The sequence below is a fragment of the Mycobacterium sp. Marseille-P9652 genome, assembly GCF_902652685.1.
Classification (GTDB): domain Bacteria; phylum Actinomycetota; class Actinomycetes; order Mycobacteriales; family Mycobacteriaceae; genus Mycobacterium.
The window spans coordinates 57,289-78,541 of record NZ_CACRUY010000004.1 but is presented as its reverse complement, the minus strand read 5'-3'; the positions used below and the strand labels follow the sequence as shown (position 1 = coordinate 78,541).

The window sequence follows — 21,253 nt, the reverse complement described above, 5'->3', positions numbered from 1 at the left end:
GGAAAGCATTGATGCTGAAAGCATTTCGATCGCTCCTCGCGCGCGCGGTGGTGCTCGCCACCGACGAGTCGGGGATGTCCACCGTCGAATACGCGATCGGGACGATCGCGGCCGCCGCCTTTGGCGCGATCCTCTACACCGTCGTCACCGGCGACTCGATCGTCAGCGCGCTGACCAACATCATCGGTCGCGCGCTCAACACCAAGGTCTAGCGAGCTGTGCGGGTGCCGGCACCGTCGAAGCGGCGCTCGCCATCGCCGCGCTGGTCGTCGTGTTGGCGTTGTGCCTCGCCGGCGTCACCGCGGTGTCGATGCAGGTGCGCTGCGTCGACGCCGCCCGGGAGGCCGCCCGACTCGCCGCCCGGGGCGACGAGCGCTCGGCCGTCGACGCCGCCCGCCGCATCGCGCCCGCCGGGGCCCGAATCCACACCGATCGCGACGGCGACTTCTTCGTGGCCACGGTGGTGGCGCATTCGAAGCTGTTGCCGCGCTTGGAGATCGCCGCCAGAGCGGTCTCGGCGGCGGAGGCCCGGAGATGATCGCGGCTCGGCCACGATCGTCGCGGCGGCGATGGTCGTGGTCCTGCTCTGGCTCACCGGCGCCGGCGCGTACCTCGGATCGGTGGTGGTGGCGCGTCATCGAGCGCAGGCGGCCGCTGACCTGGCCGCTTTGGCGGGCGCCGCCCGGTTGCCGTCGGGCACGGCGGCGGCGTGTGCGCGGGCCACCGCGGTGGCCGACGCGATGCGGGTCACCGACGCGCGCTGCGAGGTCGACGGGCTTGACGTGGTGGTCACCGCGCGGGTCCCCGTCGCGTTCGCCGGTGCGGCGCGGGCCGCGGCACGGGCGGGTCCGGCGGCGCTCAGCGGGTGACGAGGATGCCGATCTGCGCGAGCGCCGCCGCCAGGGCGAGAATGAGGAAGACCGACACGCGCGGGCTGACGTAGGCGCGCAGGAACGGTTGCGTCGGAAAGGAAAACGTCTCCGAGATGCCCAGCGGCTTGTACTTGTGGGCGTCCCTGAAGGCGGGGTCGAGCACCATTTTCATCATGTCGCGACGTGAGCGGTAGCGCATGAATCCGACGATGGTCCAGCCCGGATCGGGGCTCACATTCCACGAGTCGACGTAACCCCCGACCTTCCGCGTCGCCAGAGCGGGATGCCCGCCGTGTTTGAGCAGCAGCGGGAAGAAGGCTCGGGAATACGCTCGCATCATCTCGTTCGCCGGTACCTGTGCGCCGGTATCGGGATGTTCGACCATCGTGTCGGGCACCCGCACCAGGTTGACCATGACGAATTCGCGCCCGTCGTCCTGTTCCAGGAATTCCCGCACCGTGGTTAGGTCCGTCAGGTCCGCCGACTCGCCCGCTGCCTGGGCCCGGGCCAGCATGTCGTCAATCTCGTTGGGCGACAACCTGCCCCGCCCGTTGTCATAGAACAGGCGGAAAACGACGTAGAGCCCGGCCGCCGCGGCCCATACCCACCAGCCGCCGCTCACCGCCGGTCTCCGCGGCGGGAAGTTTGTCCGCGCTCGGGTGGCTGGGCGAACGCCGCCCGGGCTTCAGGCCCAATCATCGGGTGGTTCTCCTTTCTTACCCTTTCCGTGGCGGAGCGGGCGGCCATCCCGCGATGAGGACCCGCAGTCCCATGCGCCAGGACCGGCCGACCTGGCGGGCGGACCGCCGATGCGCCCTGGTCATCAGGTCGAACGCCTCGGGACTGGTGAGCGAGTCGATCAGGGAAATCAGGTCGGACGCATCGGCCGTTGTGCGGCCTGCGATTTCGGCCTCGAAGCATTCGCGCGCCTGCGCAGCCAGCGCGGCGCGGTTCTGTGCAACGCCCGCGGCCATCGTCTCGTGGTCCACCGCGCGCATCCGGCCCAGCATGAGCAAGGGACCGGCCTGCTCGTACAGGCTGAGCCTGTTGCGGACGTAGAACGCGATTCGCGAGTCGAGGTCGGCGCCCCGCGCTGGTCTGGCCACGATGAGATGCCAATAGCGCGAACGGAACCGGTCGATGGCCTGGTGCTGCAGGTCGGTCAGGCCATCGAACTGACGGAACACCGAGGACACGGACACGCCGGCCCGGTCTGCGACGTCCTGGGCCGACGGCGGGACCTTGCCCTCCAAGATCAGCGAAAACGCCGCATCGACCACGGCTTTGCGGCTGCGGTCGCGGCGCGCCCGCCGGCCGTCGACCGGTTCGGTGCTCACGCCGACCACCGTACCCGCGATGTAAAACTATTGCTAGTAGGACTCGCAATACTTACGGTTCGCGTGTTACCGTGCCGGGCATGGAATCTCGCAGGCCCCTCGGCAGGGTCGCAATGGCGGCCGCGATCGCCGGGCTGAGCCTGGTCGTCGCGTCGTGCCACGCGCCGCCGGTCACCTCGTCGACGGCGACCGTGACGACAAGCACGTCACCGGTGGTGGCGACCGATCTGCGCGGCAGGCGGTATTGCGAGGTCCTGCTCGTCCACCTCGGCCTCTCGGGGCTCACCGCCGACGTCTACAACTCCTACGGGCTCAACGACTGCCCGCAGGCCGCATGGAGCGCGCTGGACGGTCAGCAGATCGCCAGCGACAACGGGGCGTTGCGCGCGGTGCTCAACGGGCCGCGCTACTGGCTGATGGATTCGATCACCAAGGAGGATTCGCCGCAGGAGACACTGACGTTCGGTGGAATCGCCATGCACAAGGCGGCGACCGTGCAGATCGGTGATCCGACATCGGCGATGCGCCCGTACACCCCGCATGCCGTCAATCGCCAGACCGTGTTCACGTTCGGTGCGGGCCGGCAGATTTACGAGCTCGTCGACCGGTCGGGCGCTCGTTGGGTCATGCAGACCTGGAGCCAGCAGAAGGACCCGAAGCTCTCGGAGGCCGATCTGCCGGCCCTGGCGCCGCGACTGGCGCTGCCGTCGGGATGGAAATACGAAGCCAGGACGTTGTCGTCGGCGCTCCAGGTCAGCACGACGTCGAGCAGCGCCCAGGTCCTGCAGGACGATCTGAACAACAGCTACTCGAAGGAAGGCTGACCCGTTGGGTAGCCGCGGCGCGAGAAACCGCCCGCCCGGACGCTAGTCCGCGCCGTCACCCGAGGCGGGGCTGCCGGCCTCCGGCAGCCCGGCGGCGGCGAGCTCCTCGTCGCTCGGCAGGCGCAACGACACCAACCCGGCGAAGACGTCCGTTTCGAGCTCCACCCGATTGACCGTGACGTGCACCGGCACCCAGTCAGCGTCGTGCCCGCGCATCCGCAGCACCCGGCTGGTCGCACCGTCGGCGAATTCCGTTGTCATCGAGGTCATCAGGTGCTCGTCGTCCGGATGAACCCAGTTCCGCTCGGCCTTGCTGCCCCGCCAGTCGTAGAACGGGCACGGCTCGTCGAGCCATTTCAGCAGCGTCCACTTGTCGAGGTCGACGAGGGCCCGGTGCACCCCGGCCTGCGCGAGTCCGCTGAGTATCCGCTGCGCGAGGTCGTCGGTCGACACCACCGGGCCCTTGACCTCGGAACGCCAGTTGATCGCCCGCGCGACCAGGTGATCGCGGCCGTCGGGTCCCTCCTCCAGGCCGGTGCGCGCCACGAAGCCGATCCGGATCGGCTTGCCCTGCCAGTCGGTGAGATCCCAGGTGCTGCAGAGGGTTTGGTCGGGCTTGGCCTTGACCGCCATGGCGAGCACCTTGGTCTCGTTCGGGTTGAGTTCGCGGGACGGCAGGTCCTCGGCGAACGCCCGGCCGAACGTCACCTCGGCTTCGGGGTTCTTACCGCTGTTGATCAGCGACTCGCGGGTGTCGGTGGCCACCCCGAGCGTGAGGTCCCATTTCAGCGGGCCGGGGGTCGGCCGCTCGGGGGGTTCGGTGTCGGCCGGCCCCGTCCAGACGTGCACGCCGTGGATGTGGCCGTCGGACATCACCACCGGTTCGGTGCGGATGACGCGGTCGCGCTTCGGGGTGATGCTGGTCAGGCTCTGCCCCGTCTGCACTGTCTCCGCGATCGCCGTGCGGACCGCCGACAGGTGCGGATTGCGGCGCATGAAGGTGGTGATCGGTACGAGGTTCTTCAACTGCGATCCCTGCGCCACGACGGCAGGGTCACCCCCGAGCGTCTCCACGAGCAACCAGTCGTGGGCCATGGCGCCGATTTTAGGCGGTGAGGCGCGTGACGAATAAGGCAGGTGGAAACCGCTCGGCCGCATCCCCGCGGGCGAAGTGCGCAGCAAGGCGAGGACGCCCCAAATCATGCTGAAAGACCGATAATTCGCAGAGCCGGTGCTGTCGAGTATGTTATTCGGCCGAATTGCCTTCAGGCGCGCGCCGGGAATTGAATTTCCCGATTTTCACCCAAGGCCGCAGCAACGGAAACGACGAAAATTCCGTATCGGATGCGCGATGATGTGCAGCGAAGAACCTGCGCCGCGCGTTAGTTGCAGTGGATTCGGTTCGCATCGGATGCGGACGGCTCGTGTTGTCCGACCGTTCGCCCGCTGCGACAGCACACGGCGTCTCCTTCAGCCGCGAGGGATTGTCCACCAGGGCAGTTGCCGCGCCGACGATTCGTGAAGGTCGACCGTCGAGGGGTCGGTCGGTCTTCGGCGATCGCCGCGGGGCAACGCGAAAATCCAGACGGGTCGCCGGGTGCGACCCGTTCACTGCGCTTTGGCCGGCCGATCACGGACACCGGGCGCCGGGCTCAAGCCCCGCGGGACGCCCAGGGGCGCTCGCCCAACTCGCCCAGCACCAGTCGCAGCACCCGCACGGCCCCGGCCTTGTCCAGCGGGTCGTTGCCGTTGCCGCATTTGGGTGACTGCACGCACGAGGGGCATCCTCGTGGGCACTCGCACGCCTCGATGGCGTCGGCCGTGGCGCCCAGCCACGTGGCCGCCCGCCGGAAGCCCCGCTCGGCGAAGCCGGCCCCGCCCGGGTACCCGTCGTAGACGAAGACGGTGGGGAGCCCGTCGGGGCCTATCGCGGTGGACAGGCCGCCGATGTCGCCACGATCGCAACTGGCCACCAGGGGCAGGAGGCCGATGGCCGCATGTTCGGCGGCGTGCAGCGACCCGGGAATGTGCGGCGCATCAATGCCGTTGAGCGACAACGCTTCAGGGGCGATCGTGTACATGACGGCGGTGGTCGGCAGGGTGCTGGCCGGCATGTCGAGTTCGATGAAGTCGATGACTTCGCCGTTGAGCCGGCGGCGCAGGTAGCCGACGACCTGGTTGGTCACCGTCACGGGCACCAGGCCCAGCGTGACCGGACCGAACTCGAGGCGCTCACCCGTTCCGGTGACGGCGATGTCGGTGATCTCGCGCGCGAACGTCGAATAGCCGGGGTCCTCGGCGTGGACGAACGCGATCTGGTCCTGGGTGTCCAGGGAATCGACGACGTAGGTCTCGCCCTGATGCAGGTAGACCGCCCCGGGGTGGATGCAGGCGGGGGCCTGGCTCACGCCCGCGCTGCCCAGCAACCGCCCGGTGCCCGCCTCGACGATGACGATCTCACCGCCCGTCGAGCCCCGAATGTCCACGGCGGCATGGGGTTCCAGACCCGGCGCGGGATAGTAGTGCCGGTTGCGCCGCCGCAGCAGTCCCTCCTCCACCAGATCCGCGGCCATCTCCGTGGCGCCCAGGTCGCGGACCTCCGTTTCGTCCAACGGGAGTTCGGTTGCCGCGCAGAGCAATTGGGGACCCAGCAGATATGGGTTGGCCGGGTCGATCACCACCCGCTCCACCGGCTTGCCCAACAGCGCGGCGGGATTGTGGACGAGGTAGGTGTCCAAGGGGTCGTCGCGGGCGATGAGCACGACGAGCGCGCCCTGGCCGCGCCGGCCCGATCGGCCGGCCTGCTGCCAGAACGACGCCACCGTGCCGGGGAAGCCGGCCAACACCACCGCGTCCAGGCCGGCGATGTCGACACCCAGCTCCAGGGCGTTGGTGGTGGCCAGGCCCCGCAGCCGCCCCTCGGCCAGGGCGCGCTCGAGCGCGGTGCGGTCCTCGGCGAGGTAACCGGCGCGGTATGAGGCCACCTTGTCCGCCAATTCGGGCGCGATGTCGGCCAGTCGCCCCCGCGCACCCAGGGCGGTCAGTTCGGCGGCGCGCCGCGACCGGACGAAGGTGAGAGTCTGGGCTCCCTCGGCGATCAGGTCGGCCATCACCCGCGCGGCCTCGGCCCCGGCGGCGCGGCGCACCGGCGCGCCGTTCTCGCCGACGAGGTCGTCGCGAAGCGCGGGTTCCCACAAGGCGACCGTGCGCGCCCCCTGTGGCGAGCCGTCGTCGACGACCTCTTCGACCGGCAGCCCGATCAGCTCGGCGGCCGTCGCGCCCGGGGAATCCGTAGTGGCGCTGGCGAACACGACCGTCGGGCTGGCCGAATACCGCGCGCACAAGCGCAACAGGCGTCGTAGCACCATCGCCACGTTGGAGCCGAACACGCCACGGTAGTAATGACATTCGTCGACCACCACGAACCGAAGGCCGCGCAGGAACACGGCCCAGCGCGGATGGTTGCGCAGGATCGACAGGTGGATCATGTCGGGATTGGAGAACAACCACCGCGACCGTTCGCGGGCGAATCGGCGCACCTCCGTTGCGGTGTCGCCGTCGTACGCGGTGGGCGCCACCGCCAAACGCGGATCGTTCAGCCGGGGAACCGCGGCGGTCAATGAGTGGGCGGCCCGCAGCTGGTCGTGCCCCAGCGCCTTGGTGGGCGACAGGTACAGCACGCGGGCCCGCGGGTCCGTCGCCAGCGCGTTGAGGACGGGCAGCTGGTAGGCCAGCGACTTGCCCGACGCGGTGCCGGTGCTGATCACCACGTGCCGGCCCGCGTGGGCCAGCTCGGCGGCCGTGCGCTGGTGATCCCACGGTCGGGTGATGCCCCGGTCGGCGAACGCGCGGACGACGTCGGGCTCTGCCCACTCTGGCCAGCTGCTCGGCCGCCCGCCGCGGGCGGGCAATTCGGCGACGTGGCGCAGCGGATGCTCGCCGGCCGTGGTGCCTGCGAGCGCGACGGCCAGCAACTCGCCGCCGAAGGTCGCCAAGTTCACATCCTCCTTACACTCCCCGACGGCACAAGTCTGTCGCCGACGCCACGAACATGATTGGATGATTGCGGTCGCAGCTTCTGTGTTCGTGTCAAACTTTCGCAGGATCTTGTGTTGCGGCCGCGGTTCCTGCGAGGTTAATCGGTCGGGTGAAGTTCCGGCGACTGAGCGAGGTATGGCGGTCGAACCGGCCCGGGGCGTCGAAAGGCGGTGCCCCGCACCCAGAAGAAAAGGAAAGATCGAGAGATGCCACAGGGAACTGTGAAGTGGTTCAACGCGGAGAAGGGCTTCGGGTTCATTGCTCCCGAAGACGGTTCCGCGGATGTTTTTGTCCACTACACGGAGATCCAGGGTTCGGGCTTCCGCACCCTCGAGGAAAATCAGAAGGTCGAGTTCGAGATCGGCCACAGCCCTAAGGGCCCCCAGGCCACCGGAGTCCGCTCCGTCTAAAGACGAGCTGACACTCCACGGAACCCCCCGTGCCGTCCCGCCCAGCGGGTCCCGCACGGGGGGTTCTCGTTTCTCCGGCGCGCCGGATAGTTGAGCGCGCGAACCGGCGACCTGGCCTACTGTCGGTGGCGTGAGCCAGCTTTCCTTCTTCACAGCGGAGTCGGTGCCGCCCGCGGTCGCCGATCTCTCGGGGGTGCTGGCGGCCTCCGGCCAGATCGTGCTGGTGGGGGCTCCCGAGATCCAGGGCGCCCGGCTTTCGGTGGTCGTCGACGCGCCGTGGCGCGCTACGGCGCTGGCCGCGATGATTTCCGAGGCCGGCCTGGTGCCGGAGATCGGCCGCACGGACGAGGGCAGCCCCTTGGTGCGCACGGCGGTCGACGCGTCGTTGGCCGGCATCGCCGCCGACTGGACGCGCGGCGCCGTCAAGACGGTGCCGCCGCGCTGGCTGCCCGGGCCGCGGGAGCTGCGGGCGTGGGCGCTGGCGGCCGGCAGCACCGACGGCGACCACTATCTCCTCGGTCTGGACCCACACGCGCCCGATACCCATTCCCCGCTGGCGTCCGCCCTGATGCGCGTGGGGATCGCGCCCACGCTGATCGGCACCCGCGGGGGGCGCCCGGCGCTTCGGATCAGCGGCCGTCGCCGGTTATCGCGCCTGGTAGAGAACGTGGGCGAGCCTCCCGACGATGCCGACGCGTCAGCCCAGTGGCCGCGGGTATAACCACCGGATACGATCTGCGTTTCCGGCATCCGGTTTGCGCAGCCCCGCCCGGGGGTGCGAAATTGTGAGGTGTCTGAAGGCGAAGGAACGCCGGCGTACTGAAAGTTCCGCGGAATTTTCGGCGCCGGCCTGTCATTCTTCTCGCAGGCGGTCCCGCAGGGGGGCCGCGACAAGAGATGGAGCGTAAGGGTAGTTGGCTGACCCGAAATTGAAGGACTCGAGAACCGCCGGCAGCGGTCCCAACGGAAGCCGCAGGCGACTGGTGATCGTCGAGTCGCCCACAAAGGCGCGCAAACTGGCGGGCTACCTGGGCTCCAGCTACATCGTCGAGTCGTCGCGCGGTCACATCCGCGACCTGCCTCGCGCCGCGGCCGACGTGCCCGCGAAGTTCAAGTCCGAGCCGTGGGCGCGGCTGGGCGTCAACGTCGACCACGACTTCGAGCCGCTCTACATCATCAGTCCCGAGAAGAAGAGCACGGTGACCGAGCTGAAGGGCCTGCTCAAGGACGTCGACGAGCTCTACCTCGCCACGGACGGCGACCGCGAGGGCGAGGCCATCGCCTGGCACCTGCTGCAGACCCTGAAGCCGAGCATCCCGGTCAAGCGGATGGTGTTCCACGAGATCACCGAGCCGGCGATCCTGGAGGCCGCGGAGAATCCCCGTGACCTGGACATCGACCTGGTCGACGCGCAGGAGACCCGCCGCATCCTGGACCGGCTGTACGGCTACGAGGTCAGCCCGGTGCTCTGGAAGAAGGTCGCGCCCAGGCTGTCGGCCGGCCGGGTCCAGTCGGTGGCCACCCGGATCATCGTGCAGCGGGAACGCGACCGCATGGCGTTCCGCAGCGCGTCCTACTGGGACATCGTCGCGCAGCTGGACGCCAGCGTCTCGGACCCGCAGGCACAGCCCCCCACGTTCGCCGCCCGGCTCACCGGCGTCGACGGCATGCGGGTCGCCACCGGCCGCGACTTCGACTCCCTGGGCCAGCTGCGCACGAAGAGCGGCGAGGTGGTCATTCTCGACGAGGCGAGCGCGGCGGAACTGGCCTCCGGCCTGCAGGGCGCGCAGCTGACGGTGGCGTCGGTCGAGGAGAAGCCCTACACCCGGCGCCCGTACGCGCCGTTCATGACGTCGACGCTGCAGCAGGAGGCGGGCCGCAAGCTGCGGTTCTCCTCCGAGCGGACGATGAGCATCGCGCAGCGGCTCTACGAGAACGGCTACATCACTTATATGCGTACCGACTCGACCACGCTGTCGGAGTCGGCGATCAACGCCGCGCGCACGCAGGCGCGGCAGCTCTACGGCGCCGAGTACGTCTCCCCGTCGCCGCGGCAGTACACGCGCAAGGTGAAGAACGCCCAGGAGGCGCACGAGGCGATCCGGCCCGCCGGCGAGACGTTCGCGACGCCGGACGCGGTGCGCCGCGAGCTCGACGGCGACGAGTTCCGCCTCTACGAGCTGATCTGGCAGCGCACGGTGGCCTCGCAGATGGCCGACGCCCGCGGGACCACGCTGAGCCTGCGGATCGGCGGACGATCTGGCGACAGAGAGGTGGTGTTCTCCGCCAGCGGGCGCACCATCACGTTCGCCGGCTTCCTGAAGGCCTACGTCGAGACGGTGGACGAGCTGGTCGGCGGCGAGGCCGACGACGCCGAGAGCCGCCTGCCCCAGCTGACCGAGGGGCAGCGGCTGGCGGCCCTGGAACTCACCCCGGACGGTCACGCGACCAACCCCCCGGCCCGCTACACCGAGGCGTCGCTGGTCAAGGCCCTCGAGGAGCTGGGGATCGGCCGCCCGTCGACGTACTCGTCGATCATCAAGACCATCCAGGACCGCGGCTACGTGTACAAGAAGGGCAGCGCCCTGGTGCCGTCGTGGGTCGCGTTCGCCGTGACGGGTCTGCTGGAGCAGCACTTCGGCCGGCTGGTGGACTACGACTTCACCGCCGCCATGGAAGACGAGCTGGACGCGATCGCCTCGGGCCAGGAGCGACGGACCGACTGGCTGAACAATTTCTACTTCGGCGGCGAGCACGGCGTGGCCGACTCGGTGGCGCGCTCCGGCGGCCTGAAGAAGCTCGTCGGCGTCAACCTGGAGGGCATCGACGCGCGAGAAGTCAACTCCATCAAGGTGTTCGACGACGCGCAGGGCCGCTCGGTGTATGTCCGGGTCGGCAAGAACGGGGCCTATCTGGAGCGGATGGTGGCCGGCGATGACGGCGCGCTGACGCCGCAGCGGGCGAACCTCAACGACTCGCTGACGCCCGACGAGCTGACCCTCGAGGTGGCCGAGGAGTTGTTCGCCACCCCGCAGGAGGGCCGCGTCCTCGGGGTGGACCCCGAGACCGGGCACGAGATCGTCGCGAAGGACGGGCGGTACGGGCCGTACGTGACCGAGGTGCTGCCCAAGGCCGACGATGACGACGACGGCAGCGCCGGCGCCCCGGCCAAGAAGGGCAAGAAGCCCACCGGACCGAAGCCGCGGACCGGGTCGCTGCTGCGCAGCATGGACCTGCAGACCATCACCCTCGAGGACGCGCTCAAGCTGCTGTCGCTGCCCCGGGTGGTGGGCGTCGACCCGCAGACCGGCGAGGAGATCACCGCGCAGAACGGTCGCTATGGCCCATACCTCAAGCGCGGCAACGACTCTCGCTCGCTGGCGACCGAGGACCAGATCTTCGGGATCACGCTCGACGAGGCGCTGAAGATCTACGCCGAGCCCAAGCGCCGCGGCCGGCAGAGCGCCGCCGCGCCGCCGCTGCGCGAGCTGGGGACCGACCCGGCGTCCGGCAAGCCGATGGTGATCAAGGACGGCCGCTTCGGCCCGTACGTGACCGACGGCGAGACCAACGCCAGCCTGCGCAAGGGCGACGACGTCCTGTCGATCACCGACGAGCGTGCCGCCGAGCTGCTCGCCGACCGGCGCGCCCGCGGTCCGGCGAAGCGGCCCGCGAAGAAGGCGGCCCGCAAGTCGCCGGCGAAGAAGGCCCCGGCCAAGAGGGCCGCCAAGCGCACCTAGCTCCTGGGGCTAGAAGCCGGGACCGATTGACTCCCCGGACATCTCCTGCGCCGCGGCCCGCACGGGATGGTGGTCGGTGGACCCGACGAGATGCACCGGCCGGGCCAGCTGGGTGGGCGCCGTGCGGCCGCGCAGCTCGACGACCTCGCCGACGTCCCAGCACAGGGCCTCGGCGTCCAGCGCGCCGCTGACCGCGATCGCCGACGCGAGCACGTGGCCGGGCTCGAGCTTGGCCAGCTCGGTCAGGCGCGCTGCCTCGTTGACCGGGTCGCCGATCACCGTGTACTCGAAGCGGGCCTGGGCGCCGATGTGGCCGGCGATGGCCCGGCCCGACGACACCCCGATGCCGAACTCGGCCGAGCCGATCACCGGCAGCAGCTCGTCGTGCAGCTCGCGGGCGGCGGCCAGCGCGCCGCCGGAGGCGTCCGGGTGCTCGATGGGCGCGCCGAAGATGGCCAGCGCGGCGTCGCCCTGGAACTTGTTGACGAACCCGCCGTGCCGACCGACCGTCTCGACGACCACCCGGAAGAACTCGTTGAGCAGGTGGACCACCTCGGCGGGCGGCCGCGTCGCCGCCAGCTTGGTGGAACCGACGAGGTCCACGAACAGCACCGCGACGTCGCGTTCCTGGCCGCCCAGCTCGGTGCCGCGTTCCAGGGCCCGGCGGGCGACGTCCTCGCCGACGTAGCGGCCGAACAGGTCCCGCAGCCGCTGCCGCTCGGACAGGTCGCGCACCATGTCGTTGAACCCGGCCTGCAGCAGGCCCAGCTCGCTCGCGTCGTAGATCTGCATGTGGGCGTTGTAGTTGCCGCGCTGCACTTCCGACAGCGCCCAGCGCAGCTGGCGCAGCGGGTCGGCGATCGACATGGCGACCAGCAGGGTGCTCACCCCGCCGATGCCCAGCGCCGCCAGTGCCAGCAGCAGGATGGGGGTGAACAGCTTGTCGGGGGTGGCGTGCAGCAGGGAGGCCTTGTCGGCGATCACCGCCAGCACGATGGCCAGCACCGGCACCGCGGTCGACAGCATCCACGTCAGCATCTGCCGCAGGATGACGCCGGGGGCCTGGACGTTCTCCGGCACGCCGCTGCGCAGCGCCGCCACCGCGACCGGGCGCAGCACCCGCTCGGACTGCAGGTAGCCGATGATGGCCGTCGCGGCCGCGCCCAGCCCGGTGGCGACGGCCACGATGGGAGCGGCGTACCGCGCCACCGACCAGCTGGCGATGATGAACACCACCCCGCCGATGCACCACGCCACCATGCTGATCAGCGTGCGGTAGAAGGGCATGCGCAGCGCCCGGCTCCGCGCCACCTCGGTGTCGGTCGGGTCGGCCTCGGCCAGCAGGTTGTCGCGGCGCTGCCAGCGGAAGACCGGCATCAACAGTTTGAGGTTGACCAGCCAGCCGGCGAGGAACAGGACGATCAACGACGTCGCGAAGATGATCAGGTTGAGCGCCGGCAGGTCCTGCAGCTGGATGCGGTCCTGAGGCGGCAGCGCGTAGCGCAGGAAGCCCAGGACGAACAAGGCGCCGATGATGTCGGCCTGCAACATGCTCAGGGAGAACAGCGGCCAGGGCGTGCGCACCACCCACCGGACGAATGCGCTGATCCGCCCGGGCAGTGCAGCCGCGGTTGCCATCAATCCACCGTATCGGTCGGCAGGGACTTGTCGGAAACTTACAACCCGATCGGCAAGTCGTCCGATGCCGCCGAAACCGAGGCAAATGTAACGACATTGTCGCGATCCGGTGGCCGGTCGGTATCTGTCGGCCGCGCTCACTACTGTGGCCGGTGATGACCGGGGTGTTTACGCGGCTGGTAGGCCAACCGGCGGTGGAGGCCGAATTGCTGGCCGCCGCACGGGCCGCCCGGGGTGATTCCGTTCACAGCGACGCCGGCGACGGAACTATGACACACGCCTGGCTCATCACCGGCCCGCCCGGCTCGGGCCGCTCGGTCGCGGCGCTGTGCTTCGCGGCGGCGCTGCAGTGCACCACGTCCTTTGACGACGGCGGCCCCGGGTGCGGGCGCTGCCGGGCCTGCACGACGACGATGGCCGGCACCCACGCCGACGTCCGCCGCGTGATTCCGGAGGGCCTGTCGATCGGGGTCGACGAGATGCGGGGGATCGTGCAGATCGCGTCGCGTCGCCCCACCACCGGGAACCGGCAGATCGTGGTGATCGAAGACGCCGACCGGCTGACCGAGGGCGCGGCGAACGCCCTGCTGAAGGTCGTCGAGGAGCCGCCCCCGTCGACGGTCTTCCTGCTGTGCGCGCCGTCGGTCGATCCCGAGGACATCGCGGTCACCCTGCGCTCCCGCTGCCGGCACGTCGCGCTGGTGACGCCGTCGACGGAGGCGATCGCGCGGGTCCTGGTGGACAGCGACGGCCTGGCCCCCGACCTGGCGGAGTGGGCGGCGGCGGTCAGCGGCGGACACGTCGGGCGGGCGCGCCGGCTGGCGACCGACCCGGAGGCCCGGCAGCGGCGGGAGCGCGCGTTGGGGCTGGTGCGCGACGCGGCGACCCCGTCGCGGGCCTACGCCGCCGCCGAGGAGCTGGTGGCCGCCGCCGAGGCCGAGGCCGTCGTGCTGACGGCCGACCGGGCCGAGGCGGAAACCGAGGAACTGCGCACGGCGCTCGGGGCGGGCGGCACCGGCAAGGGCACGGCCGGCGCGCTGCGGGGTGCCGCCGGCGCGATGAAGGACCTCGAGCGGCGGCAGAAGTCCCGTCAGACGCGGGCGTCGCGGGATGCGCTCGACCGGGCGCTGATCGACCTGGCCACCTACTTCCGGGACGCGCTCGCCGTGTCCGCCGGGGCCGGGGTGCGCGCGAACCATCCCGACATGGCCGACCGGATCGCGGCGCTGGCCGCCCACGCCCCACCCGAGCGACTGCTGCGCTGCATGGAGGCGGTGCTCGAATGCCGGGAGGCGCTGGCGATCAACGTCAAGCCGAAGTTCGCCGTCGACGCCATGGTCGCCACCATCGGGCAGCAACTTGGGTGAGTCGCCCCGCCTGCCGTAGACTCGTGCCGCCCGCAATGCGGGCACGCCGCCTTAGCTCAGTCGGTAGAGCGATTCACTCGTAATGAATAGGTCAGGAGTTCGATTCTCCTAGGCGGCTCCACAATTCGGTGCGCTATGCGGGCGCGACGAAGCCCACCGGGCCCGACGCCAGGCACAGCGACAGCGCGGTGGTGTCGGCCCGCACGGTGATCGCGTCCCCGGCGCCCGGCAGCCGGACGAAGACGCGGTTGAGCCCGGGACGCACCGGAACCTTGACGCCGGGTCCCTCGCTCAGCGCCAACGTCATCGACCCGTCGCTGTTGGCCAGGTAGTTGAGCTCGACGGTCCAGTCCGCCGGCAGCAGCGGGCCGTCCAGCGCCAGCCGCGCGGGCCGATCCGGTTGGGCGAAGTAGCCGCACCGCGGCATGGGACCCGGCACGACGGTGCGGATCCAGGTCACGCGCGCCGGGATCAGCCGGCCCGAAGGCCCGAGCATGCGCAATTCTTCTGTCGCAGAAGCGAATTCGGGCCTGTCCCGCAACAGGCCGAACATGTGGCTGGCAAGGTTCTCCGGGGCGGCCACCCGCTGCAGCACGAAGGGGTCGACCTCCTGGTCCAGCAGCGGGGCGCTGGAGGCCGCGCGTGCGGCGGCCAGGCCGGCCCGGGCGTTGCGCAGGTAGGACTGGGCGGGGTTGTCGCGCCAGCTGGTGAGGAAGGTCGCCGTCGAGTACAGGCTGCTGGCGACGAACAGCACGGTCACGCCGGCGACGACGACGGTGCGTTGTGGCGAGGCGTCCAGCCAGCGCGGCCCGGACGGGCGGTTGGGGGCGCTCAACGCGACCGCGGCCAGCAGCGCCAGCACCACGACGAGGTCCGGCAGGTAGCGCAGCGTCTGGGCGAGCTCCAGCGCGGTCTGCTTCGACGACCGCATCAGATAGATCGGCACCTGGCAGGCGACGGCGTAACCGGCCGCGGTCACCCACACGGGACCGATGCGTTGCTTGCGGAGCAGGGAAACCGCCAGGACGCCGGCCAGCGTCAGCCACCCGAGCGCCATGACCGTCGGCGGGGGAGTCGCCCACGGCGAGGCCGGCGCCCACCGGTCCCAGTGCCACGGCCCGCCGGCCAGGCCCGGCACGATGCCGTGGGTGACCGAGCGCCACAGCAGATCGCCGGTCATCGCCAGGTCGAAACTCCACCGCCGCTGGTTGACCACCGCCAGGTACACCCCGACCCAGGCGACCGTGAGCGCCGACGCGGGCACCCACAGCCGCGCGCCCTCCCGCCACGCTGTCCTCACGGCCGAGTCGTCTCCGCGCACGTGCCGCAGCAGGGCCACGACGGCGAAGGCGACGAACGGGATCACCGCGGCCTTCTCGAAGAACAGCAGACCGCCGAGGTAGGCGAGCGAACCCGTCACCGCGTAGCGCCGCTCGCCCGTGCGGGCCAGCAGCACCGCGTCGCCGCACACCCAGGCCAGCGCCGCGAGCATCGGCAGCGAGTTCAGCGCCGCGGCCCACCACGCGAACCCCGGCACGCCCAGCGGGGTGAACAGCGCGAAGGTCAGCGGAACCAGCAGAACCCACCGCCAGCCGAGGATGATGTGCAGCGCCCGCAGCAGCGAAAGCGAGGCCAGCGCCTGGAGCACCACCAGGCTCACCGCAGGCCACGTCCAGTCCAGCGGCGCGAGCCGGATGATGACGCCGGCGAGCAGAAACGCGCCGGGCATGACGTGTCCGTCGTGGTCGTCGAACAGGTACGACGGTGACAGCAGATTGTGGGTGCCCGCCTTGCCGATCAGGATCAGGTCGTCCCAGTAGAAGTAGCCGCCGAACGCCAGCGCGGCGCGCACACCCAGCTGCACCACGATCAACGCCGCCGCGACCAAGGCCACGTTGGGCATCCGGGTCGCCGGCAGGGCCCGCCGGTATGGTGGGCCGGTGCGCGCACTGGTTACCGGGGCAGCCGGATTCATCGGCTCGACGCTAGTCGACCGTCTGCTGGCCGACGGCCACACGGTGGTGGGCCTGGACAACTTCGCGACCGGCCGCGCCACCAACCTCGAGCACCTTGCCGACAACCCCGAGCACTTCTTCGTCGAGGCAGACATCGTCACCGCCGACCTGAACGCCATCCTCGACCAGTACCGCCCGGAGGTGGTGTTCCACCTCGCCGCGCAGATCGACGTGCGGCACTCGGTGGCCGACCCGCAGTTCGACGCCGAGGTCAACGTGATCGGAACCGTGCGCCTGGCCGAGGCCGCGCGCCGCGCCGGGGTGCGCAAGGTGGTGCACACCTCGTCGGGCGGGTCGATCTACGGCACCCCGGCGATCTATCCCACGCCGGAAACCGAACCGACCGACCCCGCCTCGCCGTACGCGGCGGGCAAGGTGGCGGGCGAGGTCTACCTCAACACGTTCCGGCACCTGTACGCGCTGGACTGCTCGCACATCGCGCCCGCCAACGTCTACGGCCCCCGCCAGGACCCGCACGGCGAGGCCGGCGTCGTGGCCATCTTCGCCCAGGCGCTGCTGTCGGGTAAGCCCACCAAGGTCTTCGGCGACGGCGGCAAGACCCGCGACTATGTGTTCGTCGACGACGTGGTGGACGCCTTCGTCAAGGCGGCCGGGACTGCCGGCGGGGGGCAGCGTTTCAACGTCGGCACCGGCATCGAAACCTCGGACCGGCAGCTGCATTCGGCGGTGGCCGCGGCCGTCGGGGGCCCCGACGACCCGGACTTCCATCCCGACCGGCTCGGTGACCTGCAGCGGTCGTGCCTCGACATCGGCCTGGCCGCAAGGGTTTTGGGCTGGCGGCCGCAGATCCGGTTGGACGACGGCATCGCCCGCACCGTCGAGTACTTCCGCCGCCAACACACCGGCTGACCGCTCGCCGAGCGTGCACTGACCGCGAGAATTCGGCGCTTTCTTCGCGGTGGCTACACGTTCGGCAAGGGCTCGGGTGCGGGTTCGGGACGGGTCGCGCCCTCCAGCGCCACGGCCCGCGCCAGCCGCGCATACCGCAGCTCCAGGTCCTTGAAGCGCATGTAGGTGCTCAGCGTGGTGAAACTGAACGCCATGATCAGCGCGTAGAGCATCAGGTCGGTGCCGCGGCGCACACCGAACCAGTGCGCGACCACCGTCGTGTCGTCGGGCCGCAGCACCGCGTAGACGCCGCCCAGCACGAACAGCACGTAGCCGACCTTGACCCACGCCTTCGACCGGGAGCTCCGGCGCGACCGCAGCAGGTACACCAGCAGCGCGATGATCGTTCCGATCAGCAATACCTGGATCCAGTTCACCGTCGCGTCCTTCCTCGCAGGAACCCGTCGAAGACGATGTTGACGCCGTTGAGCAGCGGCTGGCCCTTCGACTTCGAGTATTCGGTATAAAGCACTTCGACCGGGAATTCGGCCACGCGCCAATGGTTTTCGGCGATCATCATGATGATCTCGTTGGCGTGGCTCATGCCACTCATCGTGATGTCGAGCCCGTCGGCGACGGTCTTGTTGAACACCCGCAGGCCGTTGTTGGTGTCGGTCAGGCCCAGCCGCCGCCCGCGCCGGCTCAACCGCGCGGCGGTCCGCAGCACGATCCGCTTGAGCAGCGGCGGCCGGGTGGCTGGGCCTGCTTGGGCTCCGGCGAACCTCGTCCCGATGACGACGTCGACGTCGCCCACCTCGAGCCGTTCGATCATCGCGGCGACGTCCTTGACCCGATGCTGGCCGTCGGCGTCGAACGTCGCGAACGCCTGCGCGCCGGGCTGCCGGCGGGCGTACTCGACGCCGGTCTGGATCGCCGCGCCCTGGCCGAGGTTGATCGGGTGGCGCACCAGGTGAGCGCCGGCGCGCCTGGCGATCTCGCCGGTGCCGTCGGTGCTGCCGTCGTCCACGCACACGACATGGTCGAACACCGAGCGCAGGTCGGCGATCACCTCGCCGATGACGGCGGCTTCGTTGAAGGCGGGGACGACGATCCAGACCCCGGGGTAGTGCGTTTCAGTGGCCATTTAGCCCACAAGGTTAGCCACGATCAGCCCATCGGGCGTCCGGCGCGCGCCAGCGCCAACAGATGGACCCCGATTCCCACCAAGGGCCCGCACAGCAGGGCGACCACGGTGCGCGTGGGCAGCGGCAGCGGCAGCAGCAGCAGTAAGCCCGACGCCACGGTCGCGCCCACCCACCCGAGCGAATACGCCCGGTGCAGCGCCGCAGCGACCGTCGCCGCTCCGGTGAGGGTCAGCATGGCGATCGCGACGGCGGCGCCCGTCAGCCACGCCAGCAGGGCGCCGCCGGCCAGGTATTGCGGGCCGAACGCCACCCGCAGCAACCACGGCCCGACGAGACTGGCCGCGACGACGCCGACCGCGCCGATCCCGCCGATGATCCCGGCCGGGGCGAGCAGCGCGCGGATGCGGTCGCTGCGCTCGTCGACGAAGTGGGCGATGAGATTTCCCTGCATAGCGGTCAGCGGGACCAGCAACGGGGCGCGGGTCAGCGTGACCGCAAGGATGATCACGCCGCCCTGCGCGCCGAGCTGGCTGCTGGTCAGCTTCAGCAACACCGGGAAACCCATCACCAGGACCGCGCTGGCGCCCGCGGCGGTGATCGAGTGGGCGGCGCCGCGCAGGAATGTCGCGGTGCTGCCCGGCGTCAGGAGGCGCGCCGCGGCGCGCGCGGCCGTCGGCGCCGCCAGCATCGTCAGCCACGCCACCGAACCCGCCACGGTGGCCCACAGGAAGCCGGTCAGGCCCCAGCCGAGGACGAACGTCGCCGCCGCGATCGCCACCCGCATGACCGCGTCGGTCACCATCAACGCGCCGTAGGGTGTCCAGCGGTCGGTGCCGGCCAGCAAGCCCAGCAGCGTGGCGTGCACGCAGAAGCCGGCCAGCCCCACGCTGAGCAGGGCCACCGACAACCACCGCGCCTCGACGAACACCCGCCCGCTCCACAACGGTGAGCTGCCGGCGATGACGACGGCGGCGCCCACGCCCACCAGCGCGGCGACCCGCAGCGGATGGATCCGCCCCGTCGCCGCGACGTCGTCGACGTACCGCGCCGAGCGCACCTCCCGGGTCGTCTCCTGCAGCAGACCGAAGGCGGCGCCGGTGGCCAGGCCGAACGCGCCCCAGAACACCCCGAATATCGAGAATCCGCCGGGGGCGAGGTTCACCGCCGCCAGGTAGATCACGGCATAGCCGCACAGCGCGGTCACCGCGGTGGCGGTGCCGACCCTGGCCACGCTCCCGCGCGCGACGGGCCCCCTCGACGCTCCGACCTCGGTCACCGGGGCGGCGCTCCCGGCCCGCTGGGCCGTTCATACGTCACATTTGAAAATAGTAAGTGCGCCCGCACCGAATCCCCGTCCCGGCGATGCCGTCGCTATCGTGGGCGGCTGTCGGGAAAGGATTCATGGCCGCCTTCCGCACCTTCGGGGTCTCGCTGATCGTCACGGCGGCGGCCCTCGCGCTCGGGTACTTCCACGGCGGCGCCAAGGACCTTTTCCTGCTCCTGGCCCTGGCCGTCCTCGAGGTCTCGCTGTCGTTCGACAACGCCATCATCAACGCCGCGGTGCTGAAGCGGATGAGTCCCTTCTGGCGGCAGATGTTCCTGACCATCGGGGTGCTGGTCGCGGTGTTCGGCATGCGCCTGCTCTTTCCGCTGGTCATCGTGTGGGCCACCGCGGGGCTGGATCCGCTGCGCGCGATGGATCTGGCGCTGCACCCGCCGCCGCACGGCGCGATGGAGTTTCCCGACGGCTCACCGAGTTACGAGAAGCTGGTGATCGCCGCCCACCCGCAGATCGCGGCGTTCGGCGGGACGTTTCTGCTGATGTTGTTCCTGGACTTCGTGTTCCACGACCGGGACATCAAGTGGCTCAAGTGGATCGAGGTCCCGTTCGCCCGGATCGGCCGCATGGGCCAGGTGTCGGTGATGGTGACCGCGGTAGTGCTGATCGTCGTGGGGACGCAGCTGACCCACTCCGCCGGCGAGCGCGCGACGGTGCTCACCGCCGGGCTGCTGGGCCTGGTGACCTACCTGATCGTCAACGGCCTCAGCCGGGCGTTCCAGCCGCCGGACGTCGAGTCGGCCAGCGCGGGAACGGCGGTCGGCAGGGCCGGTCTCAGCCTTTTCCTCTATCTTGAGGTGCTCGACGCCGCCTTCTCGTTCGACGGCGTCACCGGCGCCTTCGCGATCACGTCCGACCCGATCATCATCGCGCTCGGCCTGGGCCTGATCGGGTCGATGTTCGTCCGGTCGATCACCATCTTCCTGGTGCACCAGGACGCGTTGGACCGCTACGTGTACCTCGAGCACGGCGCGCACTGGGCGATCGGCGTGCTGTCGGTGATCATGCTGCTGTCCATCGAGCCGCGGTTCGAGATCCCCGAGGTGTTCACGGCCCTGGTGGGCGTGGTCTTCATCGGAGCGGCGCTGGGCTGGAGCGTGCTGCGCAACCGACGCGCGGCCACCGACGTGAGGCCGCTGAAGGGGTCTGACGCGCCCGTCAGTGCCCGGCGGTCTTGAAGCGCTCCACCGAGCGCCGCACCTCCGCCTCGGCCTCCTCGCGGCCAACCCAGTCCGCGGCCTTCACGAACTTGCCCGGTTCCAGGTCCTTGTAGTGCATGAAGAAGTGCTTGATCCCGTCCAGTTCGAAAGCCGGGACGTCGCCGATGTCCTGGATGTGCTCCCAGCGGTGGTCCCCGGCCGGCACGCAGAGCACCTTGTCGTCGCCGCCCGCCTCGTCGGTCATCCGGAACATCCCGACGGGTCGGGCCTCCACCAGCACACCCGGGAACACGGACTGCGGGAGCAGCACCAGCGCGTCCAGCGGGTCGCCGTCCTCCCCGAGCGTGTCCTCGATGAAGCCGTAGTCGGTGGGGTACGCCATCGAGGTGTAGAGGTAACGGTCCAACTTGACCCGGCCGGTCTCGTGATCGACCTCGTATTTGTTCCTCTGGCCTTTGGGAATTTCGATGGTCACGTCGAATTGCACCGTCTCGGCTCCTTAGCTCAGCTGGCGTGGCG

General features: G+C 70.2%; 20 protein-coding genes and 1 tRNA gene. 11 read left to right on the top strand and 10 right to left on the bottom strand.

Going from position 1 to position 21,253, the window contains the following annotated elements:
• Positions 1-11: 11 nt before the first annotated feature.
• Genes GPY60_RS04205 through GPY60_RS04195 form a run of 3 tightly spaced genes read left to right on the top strand, consistent with a single transcriptional unit; the run spans position 12 to position 869 of the window.
• Complete coding sequence (locus GPY60_RS04205; protein WP_156686376.1) at positions 12-212, top strand: DUF4244 domain-containing protein; 201 nt, start codon at positions 12-14, stop codon at positions 210-212.
• A 41-nt stretch (positions 213-253) separates the two neighbouring features.
• The gene (locus GPY60_RS04200) at positions 254-538 is read left to right on the top strand and encodes a TadE family type IV pilus minor pilin (protein ID WP_156686452.1); all 285 of its coding nucleotides are present in this window, start codon (positions 254-256) and stop codon (positions 536-538) included.
• A 31-nt stretch (positions 539-569) separates the two neighbouring features.
• On the top strand, positions 570-869 hold the full coding sequence (locus GPY60_RS04195; RefSeq protein ID WP_231639314.1) for an Rv3654c family TadE-like protein: 300 nt from the start codon (positions 570-572) through the stop codon (positions 867-869).
• Here GPY60_RS04195 and GPY60_RS04190 read toward each other — a convergent pair.
• Positions 859-1,494, bottom strand: coding sequence for a hypothetical protein (locus GPY60_RS04190; protein ID WP_156686375.1), 636 nt, complete (start codon positions 1,492-1,494; stop codon positions 859-861). The genes GPY60_RS04195 and GPY60_RS04190 overlap by 11 nt on opposite strands.
• 94 nt (positions 1,495-1,588) lie before the next feature.
• Positions 1,589-2,209: a TetR/AcrR family transcriptional regulator gene (locus GPY60_RS04185; RefSeq protein ID WP_156686374.1), complete on the bottom strand. Its 621-nt coding sequence runs from the start codon at positions 2,207-2,209 to the stop codon at positions 1,589-1,591.
• 80 nt (positions 2,210-2,289) lie between these two features.
• Here GPY60_RS04185 and GPY60_RS04180 point away from each other — a divergent pair, with 80 nt between their 5' ends.
• On the top strand, positions 2,290-3,033 hold the full coding sequence (locus GPY60_RS04180) for a hypothetical protein (RefSeq protein ID WP_231639312.1): 744 nt from the start codon (positions 2,290-2,292) through the stop codon (positions 3,031-3,033).
• A gap of 42 nt (positions 3,034-3,075) precedes the next feature.
• Here GPY60_RS04180 and GPY60_RS04175 read toward each other — a convergent pair whose 3' ends face one another.
• On the bottom strand, positions 3,076-4,128 hold the full coding sequence (locus GPY60_RS04175) for a PAS domain-containing protein (RefSeq protein WP_156686373.1): 1,053 nt from the start codon (positions 4,126-4,128) through the stop codon (positions 3,076-3,078).
• A gap of 557 nt (positions 4,129-4,685) precedes the next feature.
• Positions 4,686-7,028, bottom strand: a complete 2,343-nt coding sequence (locus tag GPY60_RS04170) for a DEAD/DEAH box helicase (protein WP_156686372.1) — start codon at positions 7,026-7,028, stop codon at positions 4,686-4,688.
• A gap of 249 nt (positions 7,029-7,277) precedes the next feature.
• Here GPY60_RS04170 and cspA point away from each other — a divergent pair, with 249 nt between their 5' ends.
• The 3 genes from cspA (at position 7,278) to topA (ending at position 11,221) form a co-directional block, all read left to right on the top strand.
• A complete protein-coding gene (gene cspA, locus GPY60_RS04165) occupies positions 7,278-7,481 on the top strand; it encodes a cold shock protein CspA (protein WP_007166602.1) in 204 nt (67 codons plus the stop codon).
• Positions 7,482-7,611: 130 nt separating this feature from the next.
• Positions 7,612-8,202: a hypothetical protein gene (locus GPY60_RS04160; protein ID WP_156686371.1), complete on the top strand. Its 591-nt coding sequence runs from the start codon at positions 7,612-7,614 to the stop codon at positions 8,200-8,202.
• Positions 8,203-8,395: 193 nt separating this feature from the next.
• Complete coding sequence (gene topA, locus GPY60_RS04155) at positions 8,396-11,221, top strand: type I DNA topoisomerase (RefSeq protein WP_156686370.1); 2,826 nt, start codon at positions 8,396-8,398, stop codon at positions 11,219-11,221.
• A gap of 9 nt (positions 11,222-11,230) precedes the next feature.
• Here topA and GPY60_RS04150 read toward each other — a convergent pair whose 3' ends face one another.
• A complete protein-coding gene (locus GPY60_RS04150) occupies positions 11,231-12,859 on the bottom strand; it encodes an adenylate/guanylate cyclase domain-containing protein (protein ID WP_156686369.1) in 1,629 nt (542 codons plus the stop codon).
• A gap of 155 nt (positions 12,860-13,014) precedes the next feature.
• Between GPY60_RS04150 and GPY60_RS04145 the strand changes: the two genes are divergently transcribed.
• A complete protein-coding gene (locus tag GPY60_RS04145; RefSeq protein ID WP_156686368.1) occupies positions 13,015-14,226 on the top strand; it encodes a DNA polymerase III subunit delta' in 1,212 nt (403 codons plus the stop codon).
• Between the two features lie 45 nt (positions 14,227-14,271).
• A tRNA-Thr gene (locus GPY60_RS04140) sits at positions 14,272-14,347 on the top strand.
• 12 nt (positions 14,348-14,359) lie between these two features.
• Here the strand turns inward: GPY60_RS04140 and GPY60_RS04135 are convergent.
• Complete coding sequence (locus GPY60_RS04135; RefSeq protein ID WP_197283529.1) at positions 14,360-16,144, bottom strand: hypothetical protein; 1,785 nt, start codon at positions 16,142-16,144, stop codon at positions 14,360-14,362.
• 22 nt (positions 16,145-16,166) lie between these two features.
• On the opposite strand from GPY60_RS04135, the gene GPY60_RS04130 reads away from it, so the two are divergent.
• Positions 16,167-17,111, top strand: a complete 945-nt coding sequence (locus tag GPY60_RS04130; RefSeq protein WP_156686367.1) for an NAD-dependent epimerase/dehydratase family protein — start codon at positions 16,167-16,169, stop codon at positions 17,109-17,111.
• 53 nt (positions 17,112-17,164) lie between these two features.
• Here GPY60_RS04130 and GPY60_RS04125 read toward each other — a convergent pair whose 3' ends face one another.
• Genes GPY60_RS04125 through GPY60_RS04115 form a run of 3 tightly spaced genes read right to left on the bottom strand, consistent with a single transcriptional unit; the run spans position 17,165 to position 19,511 of the window.
• Positions 17,165-17,527, bottom strand: a complete 363-nt coding sequence (locus GPY60_RS04125) for a DUF2304 domain-containing protein (protein ID WP_156686366.1) — start codon at positions 17,525-17,527, stop codon at positions 17,165-17,167.
• Complete coding sequence (locus GPY60_RS04120; RefSeq protein ID WP_156686365.1) at positions 17,524-18,234, bottom strand: glycosyltransferase family 2 protein; 711 nt, start codon at positions 18,232-18,234, stop codon at positions 17,524-17,526. Before GPY60_RS04120 ends, GPY60_RS04125 begins: the two co-directional genes overlap by 4 nt.
• A gap of 23 nt (positions 18,235-18,257) precedes the next feature.
• Entirely contained in the window at positions 18,258-19,511 is a 1,254-nt protein-coding gene (locus tag GPY60_RS04115) for a hypothetical protein (RefSeq protein ID WP_156686364.1), read from the bottom strand.
• A 125-nt stretch (positions 19,512-19,636) separates the two neighbouring features.
• Between GPY60_RS04115 and GPY60_RS04110 the strand changes: the two genes are divergently transcribed.
• Positions 19,637-20,752: a DUF475 domain-containing protein gene (locus GPY60_RS04110; RefSeq protein ID WP_156686363.1), complete on the top strand. Its 1,116-nt coding sequence runs from the start codon at positions 19,637-19,639 to the stop codon at positions 20,750-20,752.
• Here the strand turns inward: GPY60_RS04110 and GPY60_RS04105 are convergent.
• Positions 20,733-21,221, bottom strand: a complete 489-nt coding sequence (locus GPY60_RS04105; RefSeq protein WP_156686362.1) for an inorganic diphosphatase — start codon at positions 21,219-21,221, stop codon at positions 20,733-20,735. The two genes, GPY60_RS04110 and GPY60_RS04105, sit on opposite strands and share 20 nt — an antisense overlap.
• Positions 21,222-21,253 lie beyond the last annotated feature (32 nt).